The sequence below is a fragment of the Atopobium sp. oral taxon 199 str. F0494 genome (genome assembly GCF_000411555.1).
Classification (GTDB): domain Bacteria; phylum Actinomycetota; class Coriobacteriia; order Coriobacteriales; family Atopobiaceae; genus Lancefieldella.
The window spans coordinates 240,486-265,911 of sequence record NZ_KE150486.1 but is presented as its reverse complement, the minus strand read 5'-3'; the positions used below and the strand labels follow the sequence as shown (position 1 = coordinate 265,911).

Here is a 25,426-nt window from a genome sequence, read left to right as displayed (position 1 = left end):
CTAGGCAGCCCGCTTTATTTTTGGGAATTACGCAAAGCCAACAACTTTTGGGCGACACATGTAGGAACCAACAAGGACACATCAGCGCCCATCAACGCGATCTCCCGCACGATGGAAGACGAAACGTACCCATATTCAGGGCTGGACATGACAAATATGGATTCAAGATCAGGCGCGAGATGCGCGTTCAGGTCAGCCTGCTGCAGCTCATACTCAAAATCCGTCATGGCGCGAAGGCCTTTGACTACACCGCCGGCGTCGCACAGACGGCAAAACTCCACAAGAAGACCATCCATGGGTCTTACTTCCACGCCTTCAATATCCGCCTCGAGAAGCGCGTCCTGGATCATCTTCACCCGCTCTTCAAGGGAAAACGTAGTGCCCGTACCTCGCTTATCGCGAGAAACAGCCACCGCAACCGTTACCTTGTCAAATAAGCGGACAGCCCTTCTGATAACGTCGAGGTGTCCATTGGTCACCGGATCAAAGGTACCCGGAACCACTACATGATTAATGCTGTTCACTGCTCTCCCCTTCACGTGGACCGCTCTTCTCGCCGTCAGGCACAGCGCGGACGGTCTTTGACTTTATCATGAGATCAACGCGGGCAATCCCGTAGCGCTTGGATTTAATAAGATCCACGCCACCTACGGACATGCCGGGCGCCTTATCGTGATGCTCGTACACAACCAGTGCGCGCGGCGTAAGCGCGTCCGCGCCGTCCACGTTGACGAGAAACTCGGCAATCCTTTGCGCTTCTACGGCATACGGAGGATCTAAAAGCACGATATCAAAAGGGCCGCCCGGAAGCGTTTTGCGTGCCGACAAGCACAGCGCGTCTCCGCACACAATACGCGCTTCTTGCGCACCGGCGCCAAGCGTTCGCGCGTTCTTTCGTATGAGGTCGGCGGTCTTGCGGTCTTTGTCAACAAAGGTTACATGGGCCGCTCCCCTAGAGAGAAGCTCAAACCCCAAAGCGCCAGATCCTGCGAACGCGTCAAGGACCCTCTTGCCGGACAGATTGAGTCCCGCCGCCGACAAAATAGAAGACGTGACTGCCTCACGGGTGCGATCGGTTGTGGGGCGTGTGGTGCCTCGGCCTTGAGGCGCTTCAATGACGCGTCCGCGCCACTTTCCTCCAACTATCCTCATGCGCGCCCCAACTCTTCAAAATACGCACCAAAACGATCACGCGCCTCAAGACCCATGGTCTGATGCACAGGGTCCTTGAGCTGCGGATCGCGCCGATACAGCGAACGCGCGTCCTTGTAGGCGGCCTCTATCAGGTCACCATCTCCATACAAATCGGAAATCTTGAGTGTTGTCGCGCCGGATTGGCGGTACCCCAGCGTCTCACCCTCACGGCGCAGCTTCAAATCAAGCTCAGCCAGCTTGAATCCGTCTGAAGTCGCCTCAAGGGCCGCAAGGCGCTTGCGCGCCGGCGTGCCGCGCTTCGCGTCGGAGTTCAAAAACACTTCTCCTGCCATATCACCTCGGCCGACACGACCTCGCAACTGGTGCAGAGTCGCAAGGCCAAAGCGGTCCGCATTGTAGATGAGCATGACAGTTGCGTTGGGCACGTCAACGCCGACTTCAATGACGGTTGTTGAAACCAAAATCTGAACCGTCCCCGCACGAAAAGCAGCCATAGTCTCATCTTTTTCGGCAACGGACATGCGCCCTGTCAGAACTCCAACGCGCATATCAGAAAATACCTCGCGCTGCAGCGTTACCTGCGTGGCAAGGGCGGAGTGCATCTTTGTTTTTGTTTGAACGTTCTCCGGAAGGTCGTCCAGATCGGCTCCTTCATCGGAGTCATCGACAAGCGGGCACACCACATACGCCTGCCGGCCGGCGACCACAGCATCGCGTATCGCGCCGTATGCAAGATCGAGGTTGTTGCTCGTCAAAATCTTCGTTGTAACCCCTGCTCCCGCGTGCGGCCTCTGTGCAAAGCGCGTCATGGCGATGTCGCCGTAGACGGAAAGCGCGAGGGTACGCGGAATAGGAGTGGCGGTCATGGCGAGAAGGTCAACGCCTGTCCCCTTCTTTCTCAGCGCCGCACGCTGATCAACGCCAAAGCGATGCTGTTCGTCTATGACCACCAGGGTCAGACGCTTGAAGTCCATAGTTTCTGAAAGCAGGGCTGTGGTTCCAAAAACCACGGTGGTATCACCGGCTAGAACACGTTGGGCAATCTCAGCGCGTTTTTGAGGAGGTGTCGAGCCCGTCACCAGCGCCCATGAAATTTTTGAGGCTGTCAGCAGCGGTCCGAGCTTTTCTGCGTATTGCTGCGCCAGCACTGACGTCGGTGCCATCATAGCCGCCTGTGTACCAGAATCAGCGGCCGCCGCGAGCGCCACGGCCGCTACAGCCGTTTTTCCCGTTCCAACATCGCCTAACAGCAGGCGATTCATAATCTGAGGATCCTCCATATCGCAAAGGATATCGTGGACGGCAGCGTGCTGTTCTGCGGTCAACTCAAACGGCAGAGCGGCGAGAAGAGCTTGCTTTCGGGGGCCATCTGTCGTGTGAGCAAAGGGTGTATCCCCTGCAAGCTCAACGGTTCTTCTCGCCAAAAGCGCCAGTTGGAGACAGAGAAGCTCATCATAGGCGAGACGGCGGCGCGCTTGCTCGGCCAGAGCCAGGGACGTGGGAAAGTGAACTTCTCGAAGAGCTCGGGCAAGCGTCATGAAACCGCGCGCCGCGCACAGTTTGGCGGGAAGCCAATCGCATATGTCGCCCACATCCGCAAGAGCCGCCGACATGATACGCCTCATCCATGCGGGACTTACGCCTTCGGTGGCGGGATGTACGGGAAGAATCTGAGCCCGAGGCTTCTTTTTCTCCTCCTCAGTAGCAATGACCTCATAAAAGGGAGCTTTCATCTGACGAAATCCGTAGGCAAACGTCATGGTGCCGGAAAAGGCGACTTCATCGCCTTCGTGAAGTTGGTCGGCGACCCACGGCTGACGGAAAAAGACGGCCGTCATCACGCCCGTTTCATCCGAAGCCTCCACTTCCACAATACTCATACGGGATCGAGGCCGCTTTGTCGCTATCCGCTCTACTTTCGCCACTACCGTCGCGTCGGTGCCCACCGTGGTAAAGGCAATCTTCGCCACCGTTGAAAAATCAAGGTAGCGATGGGGCACATGCAGAAAAAGATCGCGTACGCGCGAAATGCCGAGACGCTCAAGCGCCTCGGCACGGTTTGCACTGACATAACGAAGACGGCCTACCTCATCAGTAAGCGAGCAGGTGCGACGAATCCGATCGGACGCCTCACCTATGCTGGGGCGAGAACCCATTAAGACCTACTCAAGGGAGAAGATAACGGGATAGAGGGGCTGCTCACCACGGTGTGCGTCAATTTCCAAGTCAGGAAGGGCTTCCTCGATACGCGCGGTCAGCGCCGAGAAGTGCTCTTCATCCATATCAGAGCCGGCAAGAATAGTCAGGGTATCCCCCTCCTCTTCTTCCTGCATCTTTTTGATAAGACCGATAGTCACCTCATCAATGTCATTGCCGACAACGTCAATGGACCCTCCCTGGATTCCCATAACATCGCCGTTATGGATGGGCGTGCCGTCGGAAGCGGCGGAATCTCGAACCGCGGTAGTAACCTCGCCATAGCGAATCGCGGCAAACGCGTCGGTCATTGTCTGTACGTTATCCTCAAGAGAGGCGTCAAGCTCAACGGCGAACATTGCCGCGAACGCCTGAAGGACCGACTTTGTCGGAATGACCGCAACCTTTGTGCCCTCGCACGCTGAAGCGGCGGCTTCAGCAGCCATGCGAATGTTTGAGTTATTGGGCAAGACGATGACATTGTCAGCGTGAGCCTGATCGATAGCGCTCAAGATATCGGCAGTTGACGGGTTCATGGTCTGACCGCCGGAAACGACAACGTCGACACCGAGCGACTTCAAGATGGACTCAGAACCGCTGCCCGCGCAGACCGCGACAAAGCCCAGGTGCTTGCGGGGGGCATTGACAGCCTCTACAGTCTTTTTGTCCTCAGCAATCTTTTCGGTGCGCTCTTTGGCCTCAAGATCCATATTGTGGATAAAGACCTCAAAAATCTGGCCATACTGAAGCATGTAGCGCAAGACCTTATCGGGCGTATTGGAGTGCACATGAACCTTATAGTCGGGATTTGTGCCCACTAAAAGCTCACAGTCGCCCATAGTCGCAAGAAAATCAAGGGCGGCGCTTTCATCAAAGGAAGCGTCATCGGCATGGAACAAAAACTCATTGCAGTAGCGGAACTCAGAACCTTCCCAGTCATCATTCAGCTCAATGGAGACTTTGGCGTGAGCCGCCGCTTTCGCGTCATCGGTACCGACTGTCGTCTTAAATTCGGACAGCTCCGTCTTGCCTTGAACCGCGTTCACAAAACCTTCAAAAAACGTTGCAAATCCAAAGGCTCCAGAGTCAACTACGCCGTTTTCCTTCAAAACAGGCAGCAAGTCCGGAGTGCGCGCGACTGATTCATAGGCTTCAACCACCAGCGCATCAAGCACTTCAACAGGCGTCAGCTTGGATTTCTCAAGCGAATCAGCCTTGGCGGAAACATCCTTCAAAACGGTAAGGATGGTACCTTCAACCGGCTTACGGACCGCTTTGAAGGCCACTTCCTTACCGCGGCGAAACGCGTGAGCGATATCTTTCGGCGTAATATGCGCTGGATTCTTCACATCGCACAGCCCCTCGGCAACTCCACGAAGAATCTGGCTGGTAATAACGCCAGAATTCCCGCGAGCGCCCATCAGAGAACCGTGAGTAATTGCTTTAGCGATATCCTCCATGGAGGCGTCTGCCGGAAGATCTTGTACCTCGCGAACGACCGTACCCAACGTCAAGGACATGTTGGTGCCCGTATCGCCATCCGGTACGGGAAAGACATTGAGCTTGTTAATTTCTTCAGCCTTATCGGCTACGGCCAGAGCGGCGGCCGGAAAGCAAGAGCGGACGACGGTTGAAATCATCTTTGAAGACCTCAGTTCCTTAATCGTGTGCAACATATCCGCGCGAACGCGCAAGAAACGTTAGCGAGAAGCGCGCATCGCCTCGATGTGGACAGTTACTTCAACGGTATTGAGCTCGGCAATCTGGCGAAGCAAGAATTTCACAGACGCTGAAAGATTGTCAACCACAGACGCCATATTGACACCCTGCTCAACTACAACGTGCAAATCAACGCTCACACCCTGCGGCGAGGATGAAACATCAATACCCTTGCGAAGTCGATATTCGGGGAGCAGCCTTGCAACTCCGGCTTGCTCGTCAATAACCGCCATGCCGACAACGCCGTAGCACTCAAGGGCAGCGTACCCTGCAAGGTCAGCAATGCAATCATTTGAAACCCTGAGCGTTCCTGGAACAGTGGAAACCATGTTCGTATACTCCTCTCATAGGATTCCCGAATCTAAAAAGAACCCAAACGATTATACCGCACGTCTACGCGTGGATATCGCAAGCATTCTACAAACAATGTAAAGATTTCAGTTGCACGCGAGGTCAGCTGTGATATAGTGGTTCAGCTATTTGAAAATTCGCGTGAATACAGGATTCGCGCCTTATGGAGGTCGTTGTTATGTCAAAGGTTTGTGATTTTTGCGGTAAGCACGCTGTCGCCGGTCGTTCCATCTCCCACTCCCACCGTACCGTCACCCGCACGTTCAAGCCGAACATTCAGCGCGTCACTGTTGTTGTCGACGGCCGACGCAAAAAGATGAATGTCTGCTCTCGCTGCCTGAAGTCCGGTAAGATTGCCCGCAGCTAATCTCGCAGCTCGTCTTTTTCACAGCATAAGTACAGCTTAAAAGGCCGCAATCGCGGCCTTTTTCATGTTTACTGCGTCAGGCGCGCGTTATGCTGTGCGGCGGGTACGCGTTATCTTGTGCGATACATGCGCGTTATGCTCCGGCGCCTGTCTTCAAAAGCATCGCAAGCAGAACGCCCTTTTCGCACCTGATGTGGGCGTGCTCGTCTTGAACCACATTAGAAACACCTTCATCAGAAAGAAGTGGTAGCGCGTAAGCATCCAAGTCCCACTTCATGCCGGTTTCTGAGACGATTGTTTCTTCACGCAGAGCAATGACTGAAAGTGTTCTCCCCTGTTGACAGGAAAGTTTCCACAAGTCGCAACTCTTAGCCGTAAGAATTCTCGCTTCAACATCGTCTTCAACAACGCGAACCGCGCCTCCGGATTCAAAACGCCTGGCGAGAAGCCCAATCACTCCCAGCTCATGATCAAGCCGCCCTCCTGAGGCGCACGTCACCGTAAGCGACAGTGGCGCGCCGCGCCGGATTGCCTCGTGCGCAACCGCGTCAAGGGCCAGCGAAAGATCGGTAACGTATTTATCGGGAGGAAAGGCAATTATGGGAACTTCATATTTGCGCAGCCAATGTGCCGTCTCTTCATTGAGAGAGCCGTTTATAGAATCAAAGTCTCCACACACGATATCAGGCACCACGCCGGCTTCTTTGCATGCAGCAACTCCGCGGTCAGCAGCCACCACATAGGAAGCCTCCGCGGCAAGCTCACCTATCAGCGCGGAAGAGCTCACGGCAGGCGAGCCGTCAACAATAAGCGCCGAGAAGCATTTCCGCTCAGCCGAAAAACTCCTTTCGAAGTTTTTTTCAAAAGGGCTGTCACCTGATGGCATGCGTTCATAGTCACAAATGCGGGTCAGCGAAAGTTCACGGTAATCACGAGCGAAGATATCCGAATGAGCTTTCATGACATCGATACTGCGTCCGTCTTTGCCGTTAAAGAGCGCCACCACCGGAAAGCCCGCTTTACGCGCCGTACGCGCGCCAAACTCAGCGTCTTCAAATACCCAGGTGGAAGCCTTATCAGTGCCTAACCGGCGAAGCGCTTCCAGATAAACATCGGGCTTGTCCTTATCGGCTCCTCCCACATCTTCGGTGCTGACCAACGCTTGAAAATAGTGTTCGATGCCCTGTACGCGAAGCGCCGTACCCAAAGCGCGCCCCGGCGTAGATGAGGCTATTGCCATGGGGATACCGGCATCGTAGAGCTCTTGGAGAAAGTCCTTCGCGCCGGCGATAATTGCAATATCGTGCGTATAGACATATTGGACATGAGCTACGAACCTTTCGTAAAGTTCCTGAGCAGTAAGCGGCAGATTGAATTCTTTCACGCACACCACGCACCCATCAAAAAGAGAGATCGCCTCGACCTTTTTGAAAAAATCGGGAGTCATATCGATGGCAAAGTCCTCAAGCACGTCCCCAAACGCTCGCCGCCACATCCACATGGAATCAACGAGCGTTCCGTCAAGGTCAAAGATTGCCCCGGTTATCTTCATGAAGCGGCTCCTTCTCTCGTCACGTGGTTCTCCTGTCAAACGTACTCTCGTTAACCGTGCTTCTCGCCACGCAATCGTAGGTACCGTATTGCGCAAACCCTATTGTGCGAATCGTAAAAATCACAATAGGGTAAAGTATCACACGGCACATAGTTTACTGGTTCTGGAGGCGGTATGGCCCGTTATAGTTATCAATGTCCTGAGTGTAAAACAAAATTTGAAGTCGAACATCCTATGAGCGTTCATCCCAAAGTCACCTGTCCTACATGCGGACACTTCGCCGAACGCGTTTTTGACACTTCGGGCATTGTCTTTAAAGGCAGCGGCTTTTACAACACCGACCAAAAAGGCAAGAAATAACTATGGCGTGCACCTAGGATTTTATGACGTAAGCTTGGGTTTTATACGTACGCCTGGGGGTTATGACGTACGCCTGAGTTTTGCAAGAAAGTGCTGGTCGGCATCGATATACTCCCAGGTGCGCCCCAGCTGCAAAAAGCCGTCCTTCATTGTGGCGTGAGCCACCATTTCTTTGCCCCTGTCCGTCAGCAATTTGACGGCAGGGGTTTGTTCTATGTTTTCAACCGTAAAGCAACTTCCCTCTTTTGTTGCGAGAAAAGCCTTAATGACCTCTTCGTCTTCTGAAGCAAGCGGTGAGCATGTTGCATACGAAAGAACACCATGAGAAGCTACCTTACCCGCGGCGGCCTTAAGCAGGCGAAGCTGCAGTTGAGGAAGGGTTCCACCAGGTGCGACCGCGCCTTTTTCAAGCGACCAGCTGATTTCAGGATGGCGGCGCATGGTTCCCGCTCCCGAGCACGGAGCGTCGATAAAAACGGTATCAAATGTTTCTTGCAGACATTGTGGAAGAGCATCGTCTGCAAGACGCGTAGCGTCAAAGGTCAAACAGGCAGCCTTCTTTGCAAGGCCTGCCCGCTTAAGCCTCTCTTGAGACACTGCCAACTTTTTCGGATCAAGTTCAACGGACACGAGCTGTGCGTCATTGCCGCACCGTAAGGCGTTTTGAAGCAGCAAGACGGACTTGGTCCCTCTCCCCTGTCCAATTTCAAGTATCCGAGATCCGTCTTCTGACGGTGCAAGAAGCGCGATTACCTGAGATGAGATGTCGGCCGGAAACACTTCCGCTTGCGCGACCAATCCCGTTGCAGAAAGACCAGCAGGCGCACCCAACACAAAACTGCGGGGAGCGACGCTTGGATGAGCGTCAAAAGGAGCCACTACTTCTTCAGGGATGTCCTCACGCAATGCGACGTAGACCGGCGGCGCCTCAAGCGCCTGAAGCAACATCCCCGCCGCCGCGCACGAACCCATTGAAGCTATCAGCTGTTCGCAAAGATACACAGGATATCCGCTTACCCGCGCATACGCCTCTGTCGGCGGCAGCGTTTGCTCACAGGAGCAAAGACGAGCGCGCGCATCATCAACACGCGGCCTGTCTTCTTCGGCGATATGTCTGAGCAGAGCGTTTGCAAGACCGGCGGCTCGCGGAGAGGCCGCGCGGACCATCTCAACACCCTGGCTCACCGCGGCTCGCGGCGGCGTACGCAAGTAGAGAATCTCAAAGGTGGCAAGACGTAGTGCATCGCGCACCTTTGGTTCCAGATGAGTCGTTGTGGAAAGGTGCGAGGCAACAGCACGGTCAAGTTCACCAACGGCCGCAACGCTTCCCAAAAGCAAGCGCGTTGCAAGCGCGCGGTCCTTCTCGCCAAGCGAGTCCATTCGCCGCGCGTCACGTAAAAAATCACGCATACGCAGGCCTTTGCGCCGGCATGTAGAGGCAAGCTCAAGAGCCGCGCAGCGGGCGGGCGAAAGTCTTGTCATGCTACAGGCGCTCCCACGTCAGAGATTCATTATGAATTCCCGCCGCAAAGGCCGAAGCACTCATGGCTCTTTTGCCATCAGGACGAAGCTCGCGCACCTCAAGCGCCCCCTTTGAACAGCCCAGATAGAGATGACCTTTGCAGATTTCAATGGCGCCCGGAGCAACAGATACCTCTGAGGCTTTCTCGGCGAGAAGCACGCGCACCCCGCGACCGGCAATACACGCCCGAGCAGGCGCGGCATCAGAAGATGCCTGCACGCGCAAGACGTTAGCGCAAGCGTCATCAGCGGGGTCAAGCCTCATTTCCTGCTTGGTTACTTTTGCCGCAACCGTGGCCAGCGCTGAACTCTGTTCGTGCCAGCAAACACTTCCCACTGCAATCTCTCTAAGCGCGCAGGAAAGCTCACGCGCACCAAGGTGTGCAAGCTCAGTGGTCAGCTCGATAGCTGTCTTATGGCCAATCTCGCAGGAGCTTTGTCGACACCAGGCACCTGCGTCCAACTCATGCGCAATACGCATGATGGACACACCCGTAACGCTATCCCCCGCGAGAATGGCGCGCTGAATGGGAGCGGCGCCTCGCCAGCGAGGCAAAAGCGACGCGTGAACATTGATGCCGCCAAACGGAATACTCTCAAGAAGCGCGTCTGGGATAATGCAGCCATATGCCACAACAACAAGCACATCAGGCGCGAGATCTTGAATCTGCTCGACAATCTCAGGAGTGATGCGTCCTGCCTCTGAAACGGAGAGACCCAGCGCATACGCCGCTCTTTTAACGGGAGACGGCTTCAGCGTCTTGCCGCGACCGCGCACGGCATCGGGTCTCGTAAAAACTTTTACGATTTCATGGTCTTCAGCGAGCTTCTGAAGTGATGGGACCGCGAACTCAGGCGTTCCCATAAAGACAATACGCACGTCTACTCCTCATCAAACGTGGTGTCGCCGGGTTTTGCACCCGCGGCAAGCGCTTCCTGATAGTGCCGCAGCACTTCTATACGCGCTCCCGGACCAAGATGGTCCGGCATCGTAATGCCATTGACATGGTCAATTTCATGCTGGAGACAGACGGCGAAGAGGTCCCCTTCGGCCTCATACTGCATCAGGTCACCGTCAAGGTTGAGAGCCTGTACGATGACGTGGGAAGGACGCATCACAGGAACTGTAATTCCGGGAAACGAAAGACAACCCTCCCGGTAAGTTCTAGGTTCACCATCAGCAGCGACCACGACAGGATTGATTAAAACGAACGGATTTTCTTGACCATCGGGATAGTCAACGTCGATGACCACCATGCGCTTCATAATGCCTATCTGCGGCGCGGCAAGTCCGACGCCGTCAGTGGCATACATATCTCGCAACATATTGGCGGCAATGGTCTTAATCTCATCGTCAATTACGGTAATCTCTTCACATGACTGGGAGAGCCGCTCATCAGGCCACAGCACTATTTCATCGGGCATCTCGGGTGTTTCAGGCATTTTCATTCCTATCCTTTCAGCAGGCTTTCCGCATCATTTTTTGCAGCGCAGAGCCTACAGCAAATCATACGCGTCAACGTCTATTGTCATGCTCATACCCATTCGCTTGGTAAGTTTTGCAGCGCACGCTGACACGACGCTTCCTACATTTTCAAAAACAGGTGTCTTTACCAGCACATGTCGGCGAAATTTGTCTTTTACCCGCGCCTTCACACAATCGGCAGGTCCTAAAATCTCCCAGCCCGGACGTGCACCTGCAACTGATGTGAGAATATCCGCCATCTCTTGAGAAGCGGCGCGCACCTCACGCTCAGACGTTCCCCAGAAAATAATGTTTGTCAGACGCACATACGGCGGATAGGAGGCCTCTTTTCGCTCCGCCGCCTCTGAAGCGAGAAATTCGGCGCGCCTGCGTGTCTTGACTGATGCGATAGCCGGATGTGTTGCCCAATATGTCTGCACGATAACCTTGCCCGGCGTGTCTCCCCTACCAGCGCGTCCAGCAACTTGCTCAAGCAGGTCATAGGTACGCTCGGCAGCCCGAAAATCGGGAAGCTTTAACATAGTATCCGCATTGATAACGCCCACCAGCGTCACCTCAGGAAAGTCAAGTCCCTTGGCAATCATCTGTGTTCCCACTAAAACGGCACATTCGGCCGCGTCAAATTGCTCCAGGAGCTTTTGGTGTGCTCCCTTTTTTGCCGTTGTATCAGCATCCATACGAATGATTTCCATCCGATCTGGCAATAGCATGCGAAGCTCATCCTCAACGCGCTGCGTCCCGATGCCAAACGCCGCCATGTAACGGCTCCCACAATGGGGACAGGCGGCAGCAGGATTTGGATAAGCCAGAACGGACCAACGCCGCCCGCAGGTATGACAGACCAGCTCACGAGTCCGTTCATGATACGTCAACGAAGTGGAGCAGTGCGGACATTCCGGAACGCAGCCACACTCGCGGCACATCAGAAAATTCGCAAATCCGCGGCGGTTCAGCAGCAAAACGGCTTTCTGTCCACGCCGCGCCGTTTCTTCCAGAGCCGTGGCAAGTGGAGCGGAAAATATCGAACGGCTTCCGCCTTTGAATTGTGCGGTCATGTCCACAATTTCTACATCCGGCAGTACCGCGTTTCCCGGACGTTCCGGCATAGTAACGCGCGTCCACGAAACACCGTCTCGTTTGCCCTGACTACAGCGAGCAAGACTCTCCAAAGAAGGCGTTGCCGAACCAAGTACCAACGCGGCGCCGCGCTCACGAACCATATATGCCGCAACCTCCCGCGCATGGTAGCGCGGCAGGGAGTCTTGCTTGTATGACGCCTCATGCTCCTCGTCAATAATAATGAGCCCCGGATTTTTGAGTGGCGCAAAGAGCGCGGAGCGTGCTCCCACCACCACGTTAGCCTTGCCCTGCCGGACCATATCCCACTGATCAAAGCGTTCACCGGCAGAAAGACGGGAATGCAGCACAGCCACCTGATCTCCAAAGCGGGAGCGGAAACGACCAACGGTCTGCGCCGTCAGGGATATCTCGGGCACAAGTACGATAGCGCCTTTCCCATCTGCACGTACCGCTTCTATAGCGGACAGATATACCTCTGTTTTTCCTGAACCCGTCACACCGTCAACCAGTACTACATCACCGTTTTTCGCCTTGCAGGCAGAAGCGATGGCGGAAAGCGCCTGTTTTTGTCCTCGTGTCAGCTGATCCGGTCTGCACGCTATCGCGCTTGAAAGCGTAGTAGTTTTTGCGCCGCGAATCTGACGCCTCATCTCAACGCAGACGACTCCACGCTTCTCAAGCGCTTTCACCGCCGTCCGTGCTCCCGGAATGAGAGCGGAAAGCTCGGACAGACGCTGTGGGGCGCCCTGCAAAGCCTCAAGAACAAGCCGCTGCTTAGAGGCGTTTTTTGCAGGTGTAAACTCCCGAGCCTGTGACGTCAGCGATACCCACCGCTCATCCACAGGACCCGACGTTTCGCTTACCAATTCCCATGCCGCTCCATCAGCTGTACGACGCACCTTGACGTTTTGTCCCGGCGCCAAAAATGGCTTTACGGCATCCGTCAGCGAACACGCGTATTCTGACGCCATCCACGCGGCCGTCCGAGCCGAAGTCTCATCAAAGGCAGAATCGGCAAGCACGTATTTCACAGGAAGTATCTTTGCGGGATCGATAGACAATGATGGCGTCTCCGACACCGACATCACATATCCCACAACGTTACGATGAGAAAACGGTACATAGACCGTTGCCCCCACAACGACGCTGTCGGACAGCTCTGAAGGAATAGCGTAGTCATACGTACCCGACAGGGCGCGCGTTGGAATATCAAGTGTTACCTGCGCATACTTCACGCGCGTCTCCTTCCTGCGCTGCAAGCGTTGGCGGCGTCTGCTGGTCAAACGCATAACGGGCTACAAACGGCTGCGACTCATCCAAGGCGTCCTGTACTTCCACGCACACAAAGGCGCATTCTACTTTCGTGTACCCACGCTGCATGAGCACATACGCGTAAACGTTTGCCTGCATCCTATGAGCCGCTATGATTTCTGCAGGATTGAGGCTTTTGTCGCCCGTTTTATAGTCAACGACAAGCGCATGCATGCTTTTTGGGTCTGTGGCGAGAAGATCGATAGCACCTCTCAGATATCGTTTGTCGCCATAAGGCCTCTCAAGACAGAAAGGAACTTCGGAGCGTACCAGCTTATGGCTGAGCGCCTCCGCTCGTATAGCGGAATTATTCCAGCGCTCGAGCGCCGGCTTCAAACGCTCAAGAACCGATTTTTTCAACTGATGGCGCCTAGCAAAATTCTCGATGATCTGTTGCTGCGGATAGGAGTCTGTTTCAACCATATACTGAGCAAGTTCATGAAAGGCTGATCCGAAAGCAGTAGCTAACATAGTTTCTTCTTCGTCGCTACGCTGTCCATGCAATGATTCCCCTTGATTGGTGTCCGTCAACTGACGATGCAGTGAGGAGTAACTGTAGAATTTTTCGTAGCGCTGCTCCTGCTCAGGAGCAAAGAGATCGCGGTCATACGTATAGAGATCAAAGTCAGGGATATCCTGGTCATTGGTTTTGAATGGCTGCCAAGCTATGCCCTCACCAGCATCATCTACGCGATAGGTGCTCAAATCTTCCTCAAAGCGCAGATACACGGTTCTGAGCGCTCCTGGCTGCGAGCCTCCGTATTCGAAGAACGATCTTCCCACATCAGGCATCGCTTCCGTTTTCAAAATAGTGCTCAACGATGCCTTAGCAAATTTGGGAGTGTAGCCGTTCTCTCTTTGTTGAGTAAGCGTTGCGGTGAGAATAACCATCTCTTGCGCGCGAGTAAGAGCAACATACAACAGGCGTACGGCCTCAGCCTGCGCTGCGTCATCCTGAATACGATCAAAATAGAAGCGCCAGTCGCTTAGTGTTCTGCACTCAGACGCTTCCTTGGGAACGTCGAAAGGCTCAGCGCTAACCTTTGAGGGTTTAAGGGCAACGATGCGCTTCTCGCCAAGGCGCCCAACAAGACACCGCTTGCGACTTGGAGCTTTATCGTTCAAGTCAGAAAGAGCTCCAACAACAGCGACAACTTTGTACTCTTTACCCTTTGAAGCATGAATTGTCTGAATCTTAACCGCGTCTTGATGTTCATCGTTAAGAACTGAAGGCGCTATTTTCGTTACCTCAAGCCACTGAGAAAACTCTTTTGCAAGCTCTGTAAGCCCTACCTGAAGCTCTTCGTTGAGTTCTCGAATGCGACGAATAGCAGCGAGGATGTTGGCAGCCTGTGAGCGTTCCTGAGCGCCTCCCCTCTCAAGCCTCGTAATCCAGCCTGAAGCTCTTACTACCTGCAACAGCACATCAGCCGGATGCTTGCTCTTGATGTCTTCTCGTGCTTGCAAGAGGACTTCAAGCGCACGCTCAAGACGTTTACTAGGCTGAAGATCGTCTTGAAATTCTTGTGACAAAAGACCGCTCTCAATGCCACGTTTGGAAAGAGATCCGTCTTCGGAACCCCAATTGGTTGCGAGCAAGATGAAATCCGATGCCTCAAGCGAGAACATCCCGCTGGTAAGCACAGGAAACAGGCCTTGCTCAGTATCATGGATATCAGCGAGCGCCATAAGCAGCGAGGCGATACTTTGAACTTCCGGGAGTTTACCGAAGCCCGTACCTCCCGAAAGAACGCTTTCGATGCCCCTTTGTCTAAGGGCGTCCATATACAGATTGGCGTGAGAAAGACTGCGCATGAGAATAGCGATATCTTTCGCCTTAAACGTACCTTCAGCAATAATCTGAGAAATCCTGTCGGCAAGCTGTTGGGCAGCTACCGCATGGTATACATCAGCTTTGGCGGCCTTTTTGTTGCCTCTTTTTTCAATAGCAGTCAGTTCAATGAGAACACGAGGCACTCCTTGCAGAGGTACGAAGGTATCCGGGTTTTTGCCGGCATGCAGGTCCATAAATCCGGGAATCATACCAGAAGCGTCGCAAACCGTTCTGACAAAACGAAGAATGTCATCATGGCTGCGAAAATTGTCCGTCAGCAGCGGTCTTCTTTCTTCAGGAATCTCTTTTTGCCGATTGAAAAACACCTCGACATCAGCATCTCTGAAGCCGTAGATTGACTGTTGAGCATCGCCTACGGTTGTCAAAAACCGACCTTCTCTGCCGGAAAGGCGCTTAATCATTCGAACCTGCTGATCATTGGTATCCTGAAACTCATCAATCATCACAAGCTTGAACATATCGGAGTATTCTTTTTCCAGTTCAGGATAATCCTCAAAAGCGTGGGCGGTTTTATTGAGCAAATCATCATTATCCAGTCCACCGACCTCTTGTTTTTTTGCGGAAAAACGCTCAACTACCGCCTGTGTGACCTTTACGAGCTGAGGCGCATGTCGATTCGTATCATACAGTTTGCAAATCGCCTGAAGTTTCTTGCACTCTGACTGCACGTCTTTTGCCAGTTCTTTCGCGGATTTCCATAACCGCGCATTGGGAACCACTTCAAGAAGCTCCACAAGCTCTGCCGCCTTACTTGAGTGAGGCGAGTGTTCAAAAAGATAGGCGCTAATTGTATGCTCTTGCTTGGTAATCTTTGCCACTTCTTTTTCATTGACCCCATTTGATGTATCCGAAAGAAGCTCCACAAGCCCGTCATGGATACCTTCAAGCTCATGATACAGGTCCGGAACCGCGCCTTCTTTTTCTATTGCCAGCTCAATCGAATCGAAGCCGTTCGGCGCAGAAAGCGCTGCCACGGCAAGCTGCTCTATCATGTCATCAAGCGAATGAACCTTACTTTTCCCAGCATAAGCAGTGTCTTTTAATTCAAATGCCGAGAAAAACTCCGCGTACGCGTCATCATCTTTTAAGGAAGTCAAAACTTCCTCAAGAGCGGCTTTTAAGAGCTCGCTGCGTCTGTGATCGCTTAAGACGACAAAATCAGGATCAATGCCTATGTCAAAGGCATGCGCGCGAAGGATGCGAGCGCACATGCTATGAATGGTGCTGATCCATGCGGAATCCACTTTCAGAGCCTCATCAGCAAGACCTTCTTTTTCAAGCGCCTCTCTTACCCGTTCCTTGATTTCTTTTGCCGCTTCGTTCGTAAAGGTAATAACGAGCGCCTGGTCAAGAGAGTCAAGATAGGCTCCGCCGTTTTCTCCCGAGCCCTCACTCAGCGCCCAGACGATGCGCTGTGTCAGCGTAAACGTTTTGCCCGAACCGGCTCCAGCTGCTATAAACAGAGGCTTATCAAGCGTGAGAACAGCTTTCTTTTGCCCGGGTGTAAGCGTGTCGAAGTTAAGAGCCATTAGTTCTTCCTCTCCAGACAATTCATAACCGGGCAATACGTACAGGCTTCTTTATCAAGTGCGCAAGCGCGAATATCGCCGTTGAGCATGCGCTCGACCGCCTGGGCGATTTGAGCCTCCCACGCGTCAAGGCATGCGTTAAACGTTTCAACGTTTTCTCCGACAATGCAAGACTCCATAGTTTTACTCACGCCTTTATCGTCTCCCACGCCGAAGATCCGGTAGATATACGAATCCGGAGCAGCGCCAAGCAGCGCATAGGTGTGACGAGTTCCCATATACATGGCGCCGATTGAGGTAAGGTTGTGGGCTTTCAAGTACTTGCGCACGACCTGCGCGTAAATGATAGCCTGCACATGGCGAGGCAGCCTCTCTGAAGAAAGCTGAACAACGTCCTTATCGCGCTGCTCATCGACCGTGCTTTGAACCGCGTAGTCCTTAAGAGCGGCGGAGGATTTGTGTTTGTAATCGATAATAACGGCTTCGCCCTTGGCGTTCACATCGATACGGTCAATGGAGCCGTTAAACTCAATGCCTGCATACTGGGCTGATTCTCCCCCATCCATGCCGAACTTCAATTCAAAAAATCTCGGTTCAAACGAAAGGAGCTTATCAGCTTCAAATGACAAAAGCCCGTGGAGATCTTCGCGCAGTTTTTGCATTTGCTGATGTTGAGAAGCGCTATGGGGAACCAGCCTTTGAGCTCTTCTGCTTTTCTTTTGCGAGGTTGCGTACTGTTCTTCGGCGAGAATATCAAACTGCTCGTCAAGAATCTGAGTAGCCCGCGTGAGCGTATCTGAGGAAACACGCGATAGAGGAAGCGATGTTGTCGCGATATCCCACGTTTGATCGACAGAGAGATTATCCGCCTGCCCCAGCGCTTCTCGAAGAAGCTGCCGATGCGTCAACTCAAGCACGCGATGGACAAAAATTCCTTTTTCAATCCCACCAAAGCCGGCGTCAATCCCGTCAAGTCCGAGACGCTTCTGCGTAAACCATTTATATGGACATTCAAGATACGACTCAATCTGCGAAGCGGAGAGCTTTTGGATTTGGATGCGCTCTTCTCCCTGTCGAGAGGGAAGTAGTACAAACGGTTTCAGCACTTCAGGGATACAACCCGTGGGCTGCGATGGAAGAGAGGCGATTTTATGGGGAACTTTTCCGCTTACAAGAAGATTAGCGGAAAGCGTTTCTTCCCCTCTTGTTATCTGGGGAATAACAGGATTTTGGGAGGATCCCCCATAGCACGCAAGTAGTTCTTTCAATACAACACAGGCAAACGCTTCGTTTGCATGCTCGTCATGAAGCGTCAGCTCAAGCGAGACGAACTGACGAGCGCTTGCCAGCATTTTGTAAAAAGAACGGCGGGATTCAGCAAGCGGCGCGATCGCTTTTACGCCCGTAAGTTTCTGCGTAAGGACATCGAGCGCTCTGTCTTTTGCCACAAGCGATGTGGACACAGAATCCATTCCAAGACAGATAACGGCGTCAAAAGCGTTGGGTTCACAAGAACTTTGAGCCGAAAGGATCTCAACAGCGCAAGAAGTTTTTGCTACGCCATTCGTAAGACGCAGTTCATACTGTTCTTGGCCCATGAGGGCGTACAATCTCTGCTCGGTAGCGACGTCAAACTTCATGCCGAGACCGCGCATGGTCTGAGTCCCCGCTATCACGGCAGAAAGGGACTTCGAGATATCGTAGTACGTCTGGGCGTCATAGGCATCTTGGTGCTCGGCGCATCCCATCAAAAGACGGTTTGCCGCCTCTTTTATACGACCGGCGCGAATAGCCGTAACCGCTTCGGCGCACGCTTGAGACGTGTGAGAAGCTTGTGTAAGAGAACGCAATACCTGATGAGGCATGAGAGTACGATTGCTTCGCCATGACCTATCCAGACTCCAGGCCTTTTCGACTGAAACCTGAGAGATTGGAGAGAGCAAAAAACCAGTTAGTTCCCGTGGCGGCCACCATGTCATATCTCCTAACGATTTCTGGGAGGCATCAGGCCATGACTCTGACAGTCTCTGAAGCCGTAAAACAGTTTTTACCAGGCTCAAAAACGCCCTTCCTGCTTGGCTGCCAGCCACCAACTGCCGCACACAACCCTTTGCAAAGATACCGCGCGCCGCAAGCCGCGGCGCCAGCTCTTCCCAAGCCTCATTCGGATAAGGCGCGTATATTCCAATGTTTTGAGCACCTTGAGCTATGAGGTTCTGGACATGCTCAACAATCAGGTTTGACTTGGCTAAAATCCCTGCCGGAGAAAGTAAGACTACCTTTCCTTGAGGTTTCTGCACGTTTTGACGAGGTCTGAAAATCGTATGCAAAAGCGCCTCGATTTCAGCGTCATGCTTCTCAGAATCGTCATCAACAAACACAAGATCCACTCTCAGTTTATCGGAAAGCCGTTTGAGATACGCCCTGTTTGCATCGCCGGCATAGTTGTCAGGCGTTGAAAGAATTATATGCACATCCATGGTTTGAGCAAGCGCGCCCAAAAAAGCCTCTTCGGCAGGAGACAGGTTTTCTACGCCGCTGACAACGACACTCTGCAAAGCGTAATACGCCTTGGGAAGCGCTTCCACAAGCAGAGCATACGATTCGCTTTGCTCAAGCATTCCATGCTGGTGTACGAGGTCTAGATACCTCTCAAGGACCGCGAGCACGCGCTGTTGTCCAACGGTAAATCCCAGAGCATCATCGCGCGCGTTGATGCACGGAAGGTAGTTCCGCGCTATTGTTTCAATAGCTTTTAGCGTGCCTGTTCCCACATCAAGTGGTTTTAGCTCTTGAGCTTCAAAGGTATCCAGTGCTTCATGGATAAGCAGCAGGCGAGCTTCCTTTGAAATGACTTGGCGCCCATCGCCAAAAAGGCTCCAAAGCTCTTTAGCCCATTCAGAAAGAGACACCACGCATAGTCCCAACGAGAGCATTGGATCAGACGCAAGCAGTTTAAGCGCCGTTCGTTTTGCATCAGGCGTATCAACTAAAAGCACTGCTCGCCCACAGCGCTCTATACTTGCTACCAATGCCTCTTTGACCGGCTTATTTACAATGGAGCCTGATGTAGTACTAACGAGCGTACAAGCCATTTTCATCCTCTCATGAAAAACGTCAGTACTACGGTATCACGTTGACCGGACACAAATTAAAAATGCGAAAATTTCCTTTTCAGCGTTTTCCAAACAAACTGCGCCGCCATCGTCACAATCGTTGCGACTGCAAAAACAAACAAACCCCGTATAAATGCATCATCTTTAAGCCAGGCATAACACGGCTGATCGTAGTTGACGTTCAAATAGTTGATGATGGGTATCTGAATAAGATATACGCCTATTCCTGTGGAAGCAAAAAGCGTCAGTGTCTTTTTTACAAGCGGTGGAAGCTTGCTCAGCTGAGGCTCTAATGACCGAACACCCAGAAAAATTGACAGGACTTGCGCCACGCACAAAGGCGAGGCTGGAGAAATCAAAAAGTTACGATATTGCTGGCTGAGTTCTGAGCCAGCATACCAGCCATTGGCATGCAACGCGCGACATACGATATTGAGAACATCAGCAAAAACCAAACGTTCACCGAGCGAGATGCCTTTGCTCGCCTGCGCTGACTGATTGCTAAATTTCATCACTTCTACCGTATGTTTCACGATATACTCCAAGCATCTTTGGACAACCTTTTGATTATGCCATCATTAATCGCTTTAGATGAAAGGAAAAGCTATGCCAAACGTAGTCGACTATCTGAAATGGCGTGGAGACCTTTCCTTTTCTGAGAGGCCTTTCAATGACGTGGACAACCTGGTGCTCTCCCTTCTCGCCTACATGGGCTTTGACGGCATCGTCTTTTCCGAGCGTTCAAAGAAAACAATTTCTCTTGAGACAGCCTGCGCGAAGATGATAAGGCGCATCAAAAAAGATCCAAGCCTTGTGACAGGTCTCTCCCGTGTTGACGCAACATTTCTCGAGGCGCTTAAGGACGCTCCTCGTTTCGCTGAAGCGCGGCTCGGCAACTATGTCAACCAAATCGATTCCGATAAAAACATGCAATTTGCCGCACTGACGGTATACCTTCCTTCAGAACAGCGCTATGTCTCCTATCGAGGTACCGATGGCACCCTTGTGGGATGGCGAGAAAATCTTGATTTGAGCTTCAAGGTGACCGAAGCGGATAAGCGAGCCGCCCTGTACCTTGAAAACTGCGTGCGAGAATACCTAAAAGATACGCCAGAGCCACACGATGCTTGCATACTTGTCGGCGGGCACTCAAAAGGAGGCAACCTCGCAAGCTACGCCGCAAGCGTGCTTCCAAAAGAACTTCTTCCGTACCTTGACAGAGTCTGGAGTAACGATGGTCCCAATATGTGTCCGGGCACCGTCTCTCATACCGCTCATGACGTGCTCGGCAAAAAATATATCCGGCTGCTTCCCAACTTCAGTGTGGTCGGAATGATCTTCAACGACGCTGAAACGCCTATGACTATCGTTCAAAGTTCCGAAAACAGCGTAATGGCGCATGACGCCGTCTCCTGGCAGGTAGAGTGTGATCATTTTGTCATCTGCAGTGATTTCACACCCGAATGCAAACATATCAATGAAGCGTTTACCTCGTGGTATACAAGCCTTCCGTTGGAGTACCGCGAATCCATGACCAATGACCTCTTTGACGCCCTGATGGCTGGAGGAGCCGTCTATTTCAGCGACATCACGTCATCGTCCGCATCGCTCAGAGCCGTTCTCACAGCACTCATGAATACCGACCGGCGCACCTGGTCCGTCTTTGCAGATTTGTTTGCCACCCTTGTTTCAGCTTCCGCTTCGACCTTTAGAGAGCAGATAAACTTCGCTCAGCACTTCTCGCAATCAACCGACAGCGAGAAGAACAAGCTCCCCCAAAGAGCTCACAAGCGCACAGGAGCACACTAGTCTGAGCCCACAACTCCCGAAACAAAAGAGCTGACAAGCGCAATCACGATAGAGCCCAAAAGCGCCGCACCGAAACCGTCAATGAGCACACCGTTTAAAAACACATGACGCGACAAAAAGCTGGCAAGCTCAAGCATGAACGCGTTGATAACGAGGGAGAATATCCCCAGGGTCAGCAGCGTAATGGGAAGGGACAAAATCTTGATGATAGGTTTGATAGAGGCATTGAGAAAAGCCAGTACGAGCGCGAAAGCGATAGGTCCCGCCCAGTTTCCGCCGACAACTGACATGCCCGGGACAATAGCAACAGCCACGAGCGTTGCAATGGCCGTGGTGAACCATGTTAAGAGAAAACTTCTTCTGTTCATGATAATCCTCTCGCAGGGATGTTCTGCCCATTGAGTATACCCGTTATATAAAAAGAAACCCGACCGAAGCCGGGCTTCTCCCTCATTGCTGCCTAAAAGTTTACTCGCCAAAGCCTGCGTCTACAAGAGCGATAAGCGCGTCAAGAGCTGCCTGCTCATCGGGGCCATCGCACGCAATCTCAATCTTGGTGCCGGTGCCGAGACCTGCGGCAAGAATCATCATGATTGACTTGGCGTTAACAGGAGCCGAATCCTTATCAACGTTTTTGAGGGTAACATTGCTCTCAAATTTCTTTGCCTCAGTCACGAAGACAGAAGCCGGACGGGCATGAAGGCCAGTCGCATTGATGATGGTAGTCTGCTTTGAAACCATGGGTGAACTCCTCTTCCGAATGTCCAATGTGGAAGCATGCTTCCATAACCACTATACATATCCTAGCAAATCAAAGCGCGATTTACTCGTATATTGCCCAAGAAACTAAAAGTTATCATTCTTTATGAGATAAAATACTCATCGATCAAACTTTAAACACACCCAATGGAGGCCTTTATGTCAAATGACACTCGATATGACGAGAATAACGGCGTAGTCGATAGCGCCTCATCAGAAGCGGATTTGCAAGAAACCGAATCGCATGAGCAGGAAAAAGATGACGAGCAGCCACTTACAACCGCCCAGAAAAATATGGAGAACCTTGCAGGTAACGTAGCTGCCACCGTAGGCGGCGCACTTGGCGAAGCGCAAAATGCCGTCACGAGCGGCATCTCCGCGGTTCGAGAAGTCCGCTATGCGGCAAAAGCGCATGCGGATGCTCGCCACCAGATACAAGAGATGCGCACAGTTCTTACCTCCGACAAAGAGCAGCTGGAACATCGTCTTTATGTTCATGAGAACTATGACGGCATTGTCAGTGAGCAAACAGCAATCATCACGGAATCCACGCAAGAAATGCAGCGGCAAAAAAACACGGTCGATTCCCTTACGCAACACCATACAGACCTTCAAAAACAGTTGGAGACTATCCTCAGCGAGGATGAGCAGAATCTTCGCCCCTATCGCAATCTTTCCGAAACGGCAAAGGGCCGCCTGGATGACGTCGCGCGCACCATTACCGAAGCCAAGCGCGCTATCAAAATGGCTGAAGCTCAGGTCAAAGATGCCACTGATCGGCGTGACCAGGCCTGCGCTTCTGCCCAACGCGCGCTCGATAACTCGCATGAGCGCCAGCATAAGCTTCTGGAAGAGCTCACTGAACTCAAAAAGGATCCCGCGGCAAACAACAGCGCAATCTCACGCGTACAAAACGATATTGCTTCGGAGAAAATACGCGAATCAGAAGCGCAAGCCTCACTGGCATCCATCACCGAACAGGCTAAGAGCGCCATCGAAATAGCACAAACTCATCTCTGGACACAGAAGAAATCCCTTGAGAGCGCCCAAAGCGCAACCGATGTCGCCCACAGCGCCTACGAGGAGCGTAAAAATGAGTTTGAGCGGCTCCAGACAGAAGCACGAGCGCGTGAGCGCATTGCTCAAAACAACCTCACCGCGGTAGAGGAAAACATCAAACAGGCGCAGAACGCCTTTGATGCCGCTGCGCAACGGCACGACGACGCTTTAGCGCTTCTCGAAGACGCTCGGGCCATCCAGGCGTCACCGGAGGAAACCGAGCGCCTCAAGGGCTCTGTTTCTTCTCAGCTATCCGCTGTCGAGCAAAAGCAGGACGAGATTGAAAAACTAGCTCATGTGGAAAAGACTTTACGCGTCACAACCCGCAAACAGCGCCTAGCTCTTCTTGCTGTTATCGCAGGCTTCGTCATCTTGGTCATTCTTTTGATCTGGAGAATCTTGAACTAAACAATGAGCATGGCGTCGCCGAATGAGAGGAACCGATACTTGTTCTCTATAGCAGCAGCGTAGGCGGCCATGATTTCATCACGAGAGGCAAAGGCGGACACCAGCATCATAAGCGTTGAGCGCGGCACATGAAAGTTGGTAATCATAGCGTCTACCACATGAAACGTTGATCCTGGCATAAGATACAAGTCAGTCGTCGCGTCCGTGCGCGCCACAAGATCGCCCCTACCCGACACAGTGGCCGAATCAAGCGCGCTCTCAAAGCGCCGCGCGGTTATTGCTGGATCTGAGGCGAGCGCGTCTGCGTCCCAGGCGCTTTCAAGCGAGCGCACGCTTGTGGTACCCACGGCAATCACGCGGTGCCCTGCCGCCTTTGTAAAACGAACAGCGTCAACGACCTCTTGAGCAACGTGGTAGCGCTCCGTATGGATAACATGTTTCGTCGGATCATCCTCCGTCACCAGGCGAAACGTGTCGATACCAACTTCCAGTTCAACCGATGCCCATCCGATGCCGAGCGCTTTAATCTCTTCAATGAGCTCAGGGGTAAAGTGAAGGCCGGCTGTTGGAGCCGCCGCGGAATGTTCATCGCGCATAGCGTAGACCGTCTGATACTTCTCGGGATCTCCTTCGTATTGCGTAATATACGGTGGCAGGGGCACATGTCCCGCCGCGTGAATCGCCTCGTCAAGCGTGCGGCCGCCGACCGGCTCAAAGCGGACCAAACGCCCGCCTTTACTCTCCTCAACAAAGTCAACAATCTCGCCCGTAAGCACCACCAAAGACGATTCGGGCGCATGCAGTCCGCCCGCGCGATATTCGATTACCGCACCAGGCTTGAGGCGTTTGCCGGGATTGACAAGACATTCCCACAGATGACCAAGGGGATCAAGGTCTTCTCGGCGCTTGAGTAAAAGCGTCTCCGCAACGCCACCCGTCTCACACTTGCGACCGATAAGGCGGGCAGGCATCACGCGAGTCTTGTTGGCTACGATAAGGTCTCCCGGTTCAAGATACTCAACAATATCTTTGAATCCTCTGTGCTCAACACGGCCATCGCTTCGGTGAAGCACCAAGAGCCTGCAGGAATCACGCGGTTCAGCCGGCGCCTGCGCAATCAGTTCATCAGGTAAGTTGTAATCAAAATCATCAGTACGCATGCCTTTTAGCGGCCTTTCTTGCATCACGCGCCTCCTGGCGCTCAAGTGCGGCTTCAGCGGCGGAAAACCGGCAACCGCAGTAATTTTGTCTGTACATCCCCAGTTCGCGGGACTCGTTTGTTGCTTCGGCATAATACGGCCGAAAATCGCGCCATACCGGTGTCAATCCTTGCGCACGGGCAATGGCGAGAAGTTCGTCTCTGCACACGTCAAAGAGCTGGTACGGAGAAACGGCCAACGTTGTCGAAACAAAGGTGAACCCGCGCTCGCGCGCCACGCGGCAGCTCTCCGCCAGTCGAATGGCATAACAGGAGCGACAGCGTTTCTCGCGATCAAACGCCGCCGGCGCCGCCGCGCTCTCCCACCTTTCACGGGGGTCTCCCGCGATGATAACTTCCACGTGAGCAACTTCTCGTGCCCACGTCATAAGGGTCTCAAGGCGCCGCGCGTGCTCTTCAAGCGGCTGTATGTTTGGATTTGTCCAGCAAATGGTCGGCTCGAAACCTTCTTGCCGAAGGAGTTTCAGCGGTTCCAGCGAACAAGGTCCACAGCACGCATGCAGCAATAGCGGCGTGGCCGCTTTCAGAGCGCTAAGCTCGCAGGTACTTTTGAGCGCACCATGTGCTGTCATGT

General features: G+C 52.9%; 21 protein-coding genes. 4 read left to right on the top strand and 17 right to left on the bottom strand.

What is annotated here, in order from left to right; all coding sequences use genetic code 11:
- Positions 1–14 precede the first annotated feature (14 nt).
- From coaD to HMPREF1527_RS01090, 5 genes are read right to left on the bottom strand one after another with little or no spacing between them, the layout of a single operon-like run.
- Positions 15–524, bottom strand: a complete 510-nt coding sequence (gene coaD / locus HMPREF1527_RS01110) for a pantetheine-phosphate adenylyltransferase (protein ID WP_016476859.1) — start codon at positions 522–524, stop codon at positions 15–17.
- Entirely contained in the window at positions 511–1,152 is a 642-nt protein-coding gene (rsmD, locus tag HMPREF1527_RS01105) for a 16S rRNA (guanine(966)-N(2))-methyltransferase RsmD (RefSeq protein ID WP_016476858.1), read from the bottom strand. The genes coaD and rsmD overlap by 14 nt, the downstream gene beginning before the upstream one ends.
- Entirely contained in the window at positions 1,149–3,311 is a 2,163-nt protein-coding gene (recG, locus tag HMPREF1527_RS01100) for an ATP-dependent DNA helicase RecG (RefSeq protein WP_016476857.1), read from the bottom strand. The genes rsmD and recG overlap by 4 nt, the downstream gene beginning before the upstream one ends.
- Before the next feature lie 6 nt (positions 3,312–3,317).
- Positions 3,318–4,991, bottom strand: coding sequence for a DAK2 domain-containing protein (locus tag HMPREF1527_RS01095; protein WP_016476856.1), 1,674 nt, complete (start codon positions 4,989–4,991; stop codon positions 3,318–3,320).
- 60 nt (positions 4,992–5,051) lie between these two features.
- Positions 5,052–5,399, bottom strand: coding sequence for an Asp23/Gls24 family envelope stress response protein (locus HMPREF1527_RS01090; protein ID WP_016476855.1), 348 nt, complete (start codon positions 5,397–5,399; stop codon positions 5,052–5,054).
- Between the two features lie 200 nt (positions 5,400–5,599).
- Here HMPREF1527_RS01090 and rpmB point away from each other — a divergent pair, with 200 nt between their 5' ends.
- On the top strand, positions 5,600–5,788 hold the full coding sequence (rpmB, locus tag HMPREF1527_RS01085) for a 50S ribosomal protein L28 (protein ID WP_016476854.1): 189 nt from the start codon (positions 5,600–5,602) through the stop codon (positions 5,786–5,788).
- Between the two features lie 133 nt (positions 5,789–5,921).
- Here rpmB and HMPREF1527_RS01080 read toward each other — a convergent pair whose 3' ends face one another.
- Positions 5,922–7,340, bottom strand: coding sequence for a thiamine diphosphokinase (locus tag HMPREF1527_RS01080; protein ID WP_016476853.1), 1,419 nt, complete (start codon positions 7,338–7,340; stop codon positions 5,922–5,924).
- A 174-nt stretch (positions 7,341–7,514) separates the two neighbouring features.
- On the opposite strand from HMPREF1527_RS01080, the gene HMPREF1527_RS01075 reads away from it, so the two are divergent.
- Positions 7,515–7,700 carry an FmdB family zinc ribbon protein gene (locus HMPREF1527_RS01075; protein ID WP_016476852.1) on the top strand — a complete coding sequence of 62 codons (186 nt, stop codon included), beginning with the start codon at positions 7,515–7,517 and terminating at the stop codon, positions 7,698–7,700.
- Between the two features lie 60 nt (positions 7,701–7,760).
- Here the strand turns inward: HMPREF1527_RS01075 and HMPREF1527_RS01070 are convergent, their stop codons facing one another.
- From HMPREF1527_RS01070 to HMPREF1527_RS01040, 7 genes are read right to left on the bottom strand one after another with little or no spacing between them, the layout of a single operon-like run.
- On the bottom strand, positions 7,761–9,182 hold the full coding sequence (locus HMPREF1527_RS01070; protein ID WP_016476851.1) for an RsmB/NOP family class I SAM-dependent RNA methyltransferase: 1,422 nt from the start codon (positions 9,180–9,182) through the stop codon (positions 7,761–7,763).
- Position 9,183: 1 nt separating this feature from the next.
- Entirely contained in the window at positions 9,184–10,101 is a 918-nt protein-coding gene (gene fmt / locus HMPREF1527_RS01065; RefSeq protein WP_016476850.1) for a methionyl-tRNA formyltransferase, read from the bottom strand.
- A 2-nt stretch (positions 10,102–10,103) separates the two neighbouring features.
- Positions 10,104–10,664: a peptide deformylase gene (gene def, locus HMPREF1527_RS01060; RefSeq protein WP_016476849.1), complete on the bottom strand. Its 561-nt coding sequence runs from the start codon at positions 10,662–10,664 to the stop codon at positions 10,104–10,106.
- A 54-nt stretch (positions 10,665–10,718) separates the two neighbouring features.
- Entirely contained in the window at positions 10,719–13,022 is a 2,304-nt protein-coding gene (gene priA / locus HMPREF1527_RS01055; protein WP_016476848.1) for a primosomal protein N', read from the bottom strand.
- On the bottom strand, positions 12,997–16,482 hold the full coding sequence (locus HMPREF1527_RS01050; protein WP_016476847.1) for a UvrD-helicase domain-containing protein: 3,486 nt from the start codon (positions 16,480–16,482) through the stop codon (positions 12,997–12,999). Before HMPREF1527_RS01050 ends, priA begins: the two co-directional genes overlap by 26 nt.
- A complete protein-coding gene (locus tag HMPREF1527_RS01045) occupies positions 16,482–19,577 on the bottom strand; it encodes a PD-(D/E)XK nuclease family protein (RefSeq protein ID WP_016476846.1) in 3,096 nt (1,031 codons plus the stop codon). Before HMPREF1527_RS01045 ends, HMPREF1527_RS01050 begins: the two co-directional genes overlap by 1 nt.
- A gap of 56 nt (positions 19,578–19,633) precedes the next feature.
- Entirely contained in the window at positions 19,634–20,131 is a 498-nt protein-coding gene (locus HMPREF1527_RS01040) for a hypothetical protein (RefSeq protein ID WP_016476845.1), read from the bottom strand.
- 73 nt (positions 20,132–20,204) lie between these two features.
- On the opposite strand from HMPREF1527_RS01040, the gene HMPREF1527_RS01035 reads away from it, so the two are divergent.
- Positions 20,205–21,407: an Mbeg1-like protein gene (locus HMPREF1527_RS01035; RefSeq protein ID WP_016476844.1), complete on the top strand. Its 1,203-nt coding sequence runs from the start codon at positions 20,205–20,207 to the stop codon at positions 21,405–21,407.
- Here the strand turns inward: HMPREF1527_RS01035 and HMPREF1527_RS01030 are convergent.
- Positions 21,404–21,775: a phage holin family protein gene (locus HMPREF1527_RS01030; RefSeq protein ID WP_016476843.1), complete on the bottom strand. Its 372-nt coding sequence runs from the start codon at positions 21,773–21,775 to the stop codon at positions 21,404–21,406. The two genes, HMPREF1527_RS01035 and HMPREF1527_RS01030, sit on opposite strands and share 4 nt — an antisense overlap.
- 100 nt (positions 21,776–21,875) lie before the next feature.
- A complete protein-coding gene (locus tag HMPREF1527_RS01025; RefSeq protein WP_016476842.1) occupies positions 21,876–22,148 on the bottom strand; it encodes an HPr family phosphocarrier protein in 273 nt (90 codons plus the stop codon).
- Between the two features lie 177 nt (positions 22,149–22,325).
- On the opposite strand from HMPREF1527_RS01025, the gene HMPREF1527_RS01020 reads away from it, so the two are divergent.
- On the top strand, positions 22,326–23,633 hold the full coding sequence (locus HMPREF1527_RS01020; RefSeq protein ID WP_016476841.1) for a hypothetical protein: 1,308 nt from the start codon (positions 22,326–22,328) through the stop codon (positions 23,631–23,633).
- Here the strand turns inward: HMPREF1527_RS01020 and queA are convergent.
- Both queA and HMPREF1527_RS01010 read right to left on the bottom strand, forming a co-directional pair.
- Positions 23,630–24,793 (bottom strand): tRNA preQ1(34) S-adenosylmethionine ribosyltransferase-isomerase QueA, encoded by a 1,164-nt coding sequence (queA, locus tag HMPREF1527_RS01015; protein WP_035433590.1) that lies wholly within the window; start codon positions 24,791–24,793, stop codon positions 23,630–23,632. The two genes, HMPREF1527_RS01020 and queA, sit on opposite strands and share 4 nt — an antisense overlap.
- Entirely contained in the window at positions 24,783–25,424 is a 642-nt protein-coding gene (locus tag HMPREF1527_RS01010) for an epoxyqueuosine reductase QueH (RefSeq protein ID WP_016476839.1), read from the bottom strand. Before HMPREF1527_RS01010 ends, queA begins: the two co-directional genes overlap by 11 nt.
- Positions 25,425–25,426 lie beyond the last annotated feature (2 nt).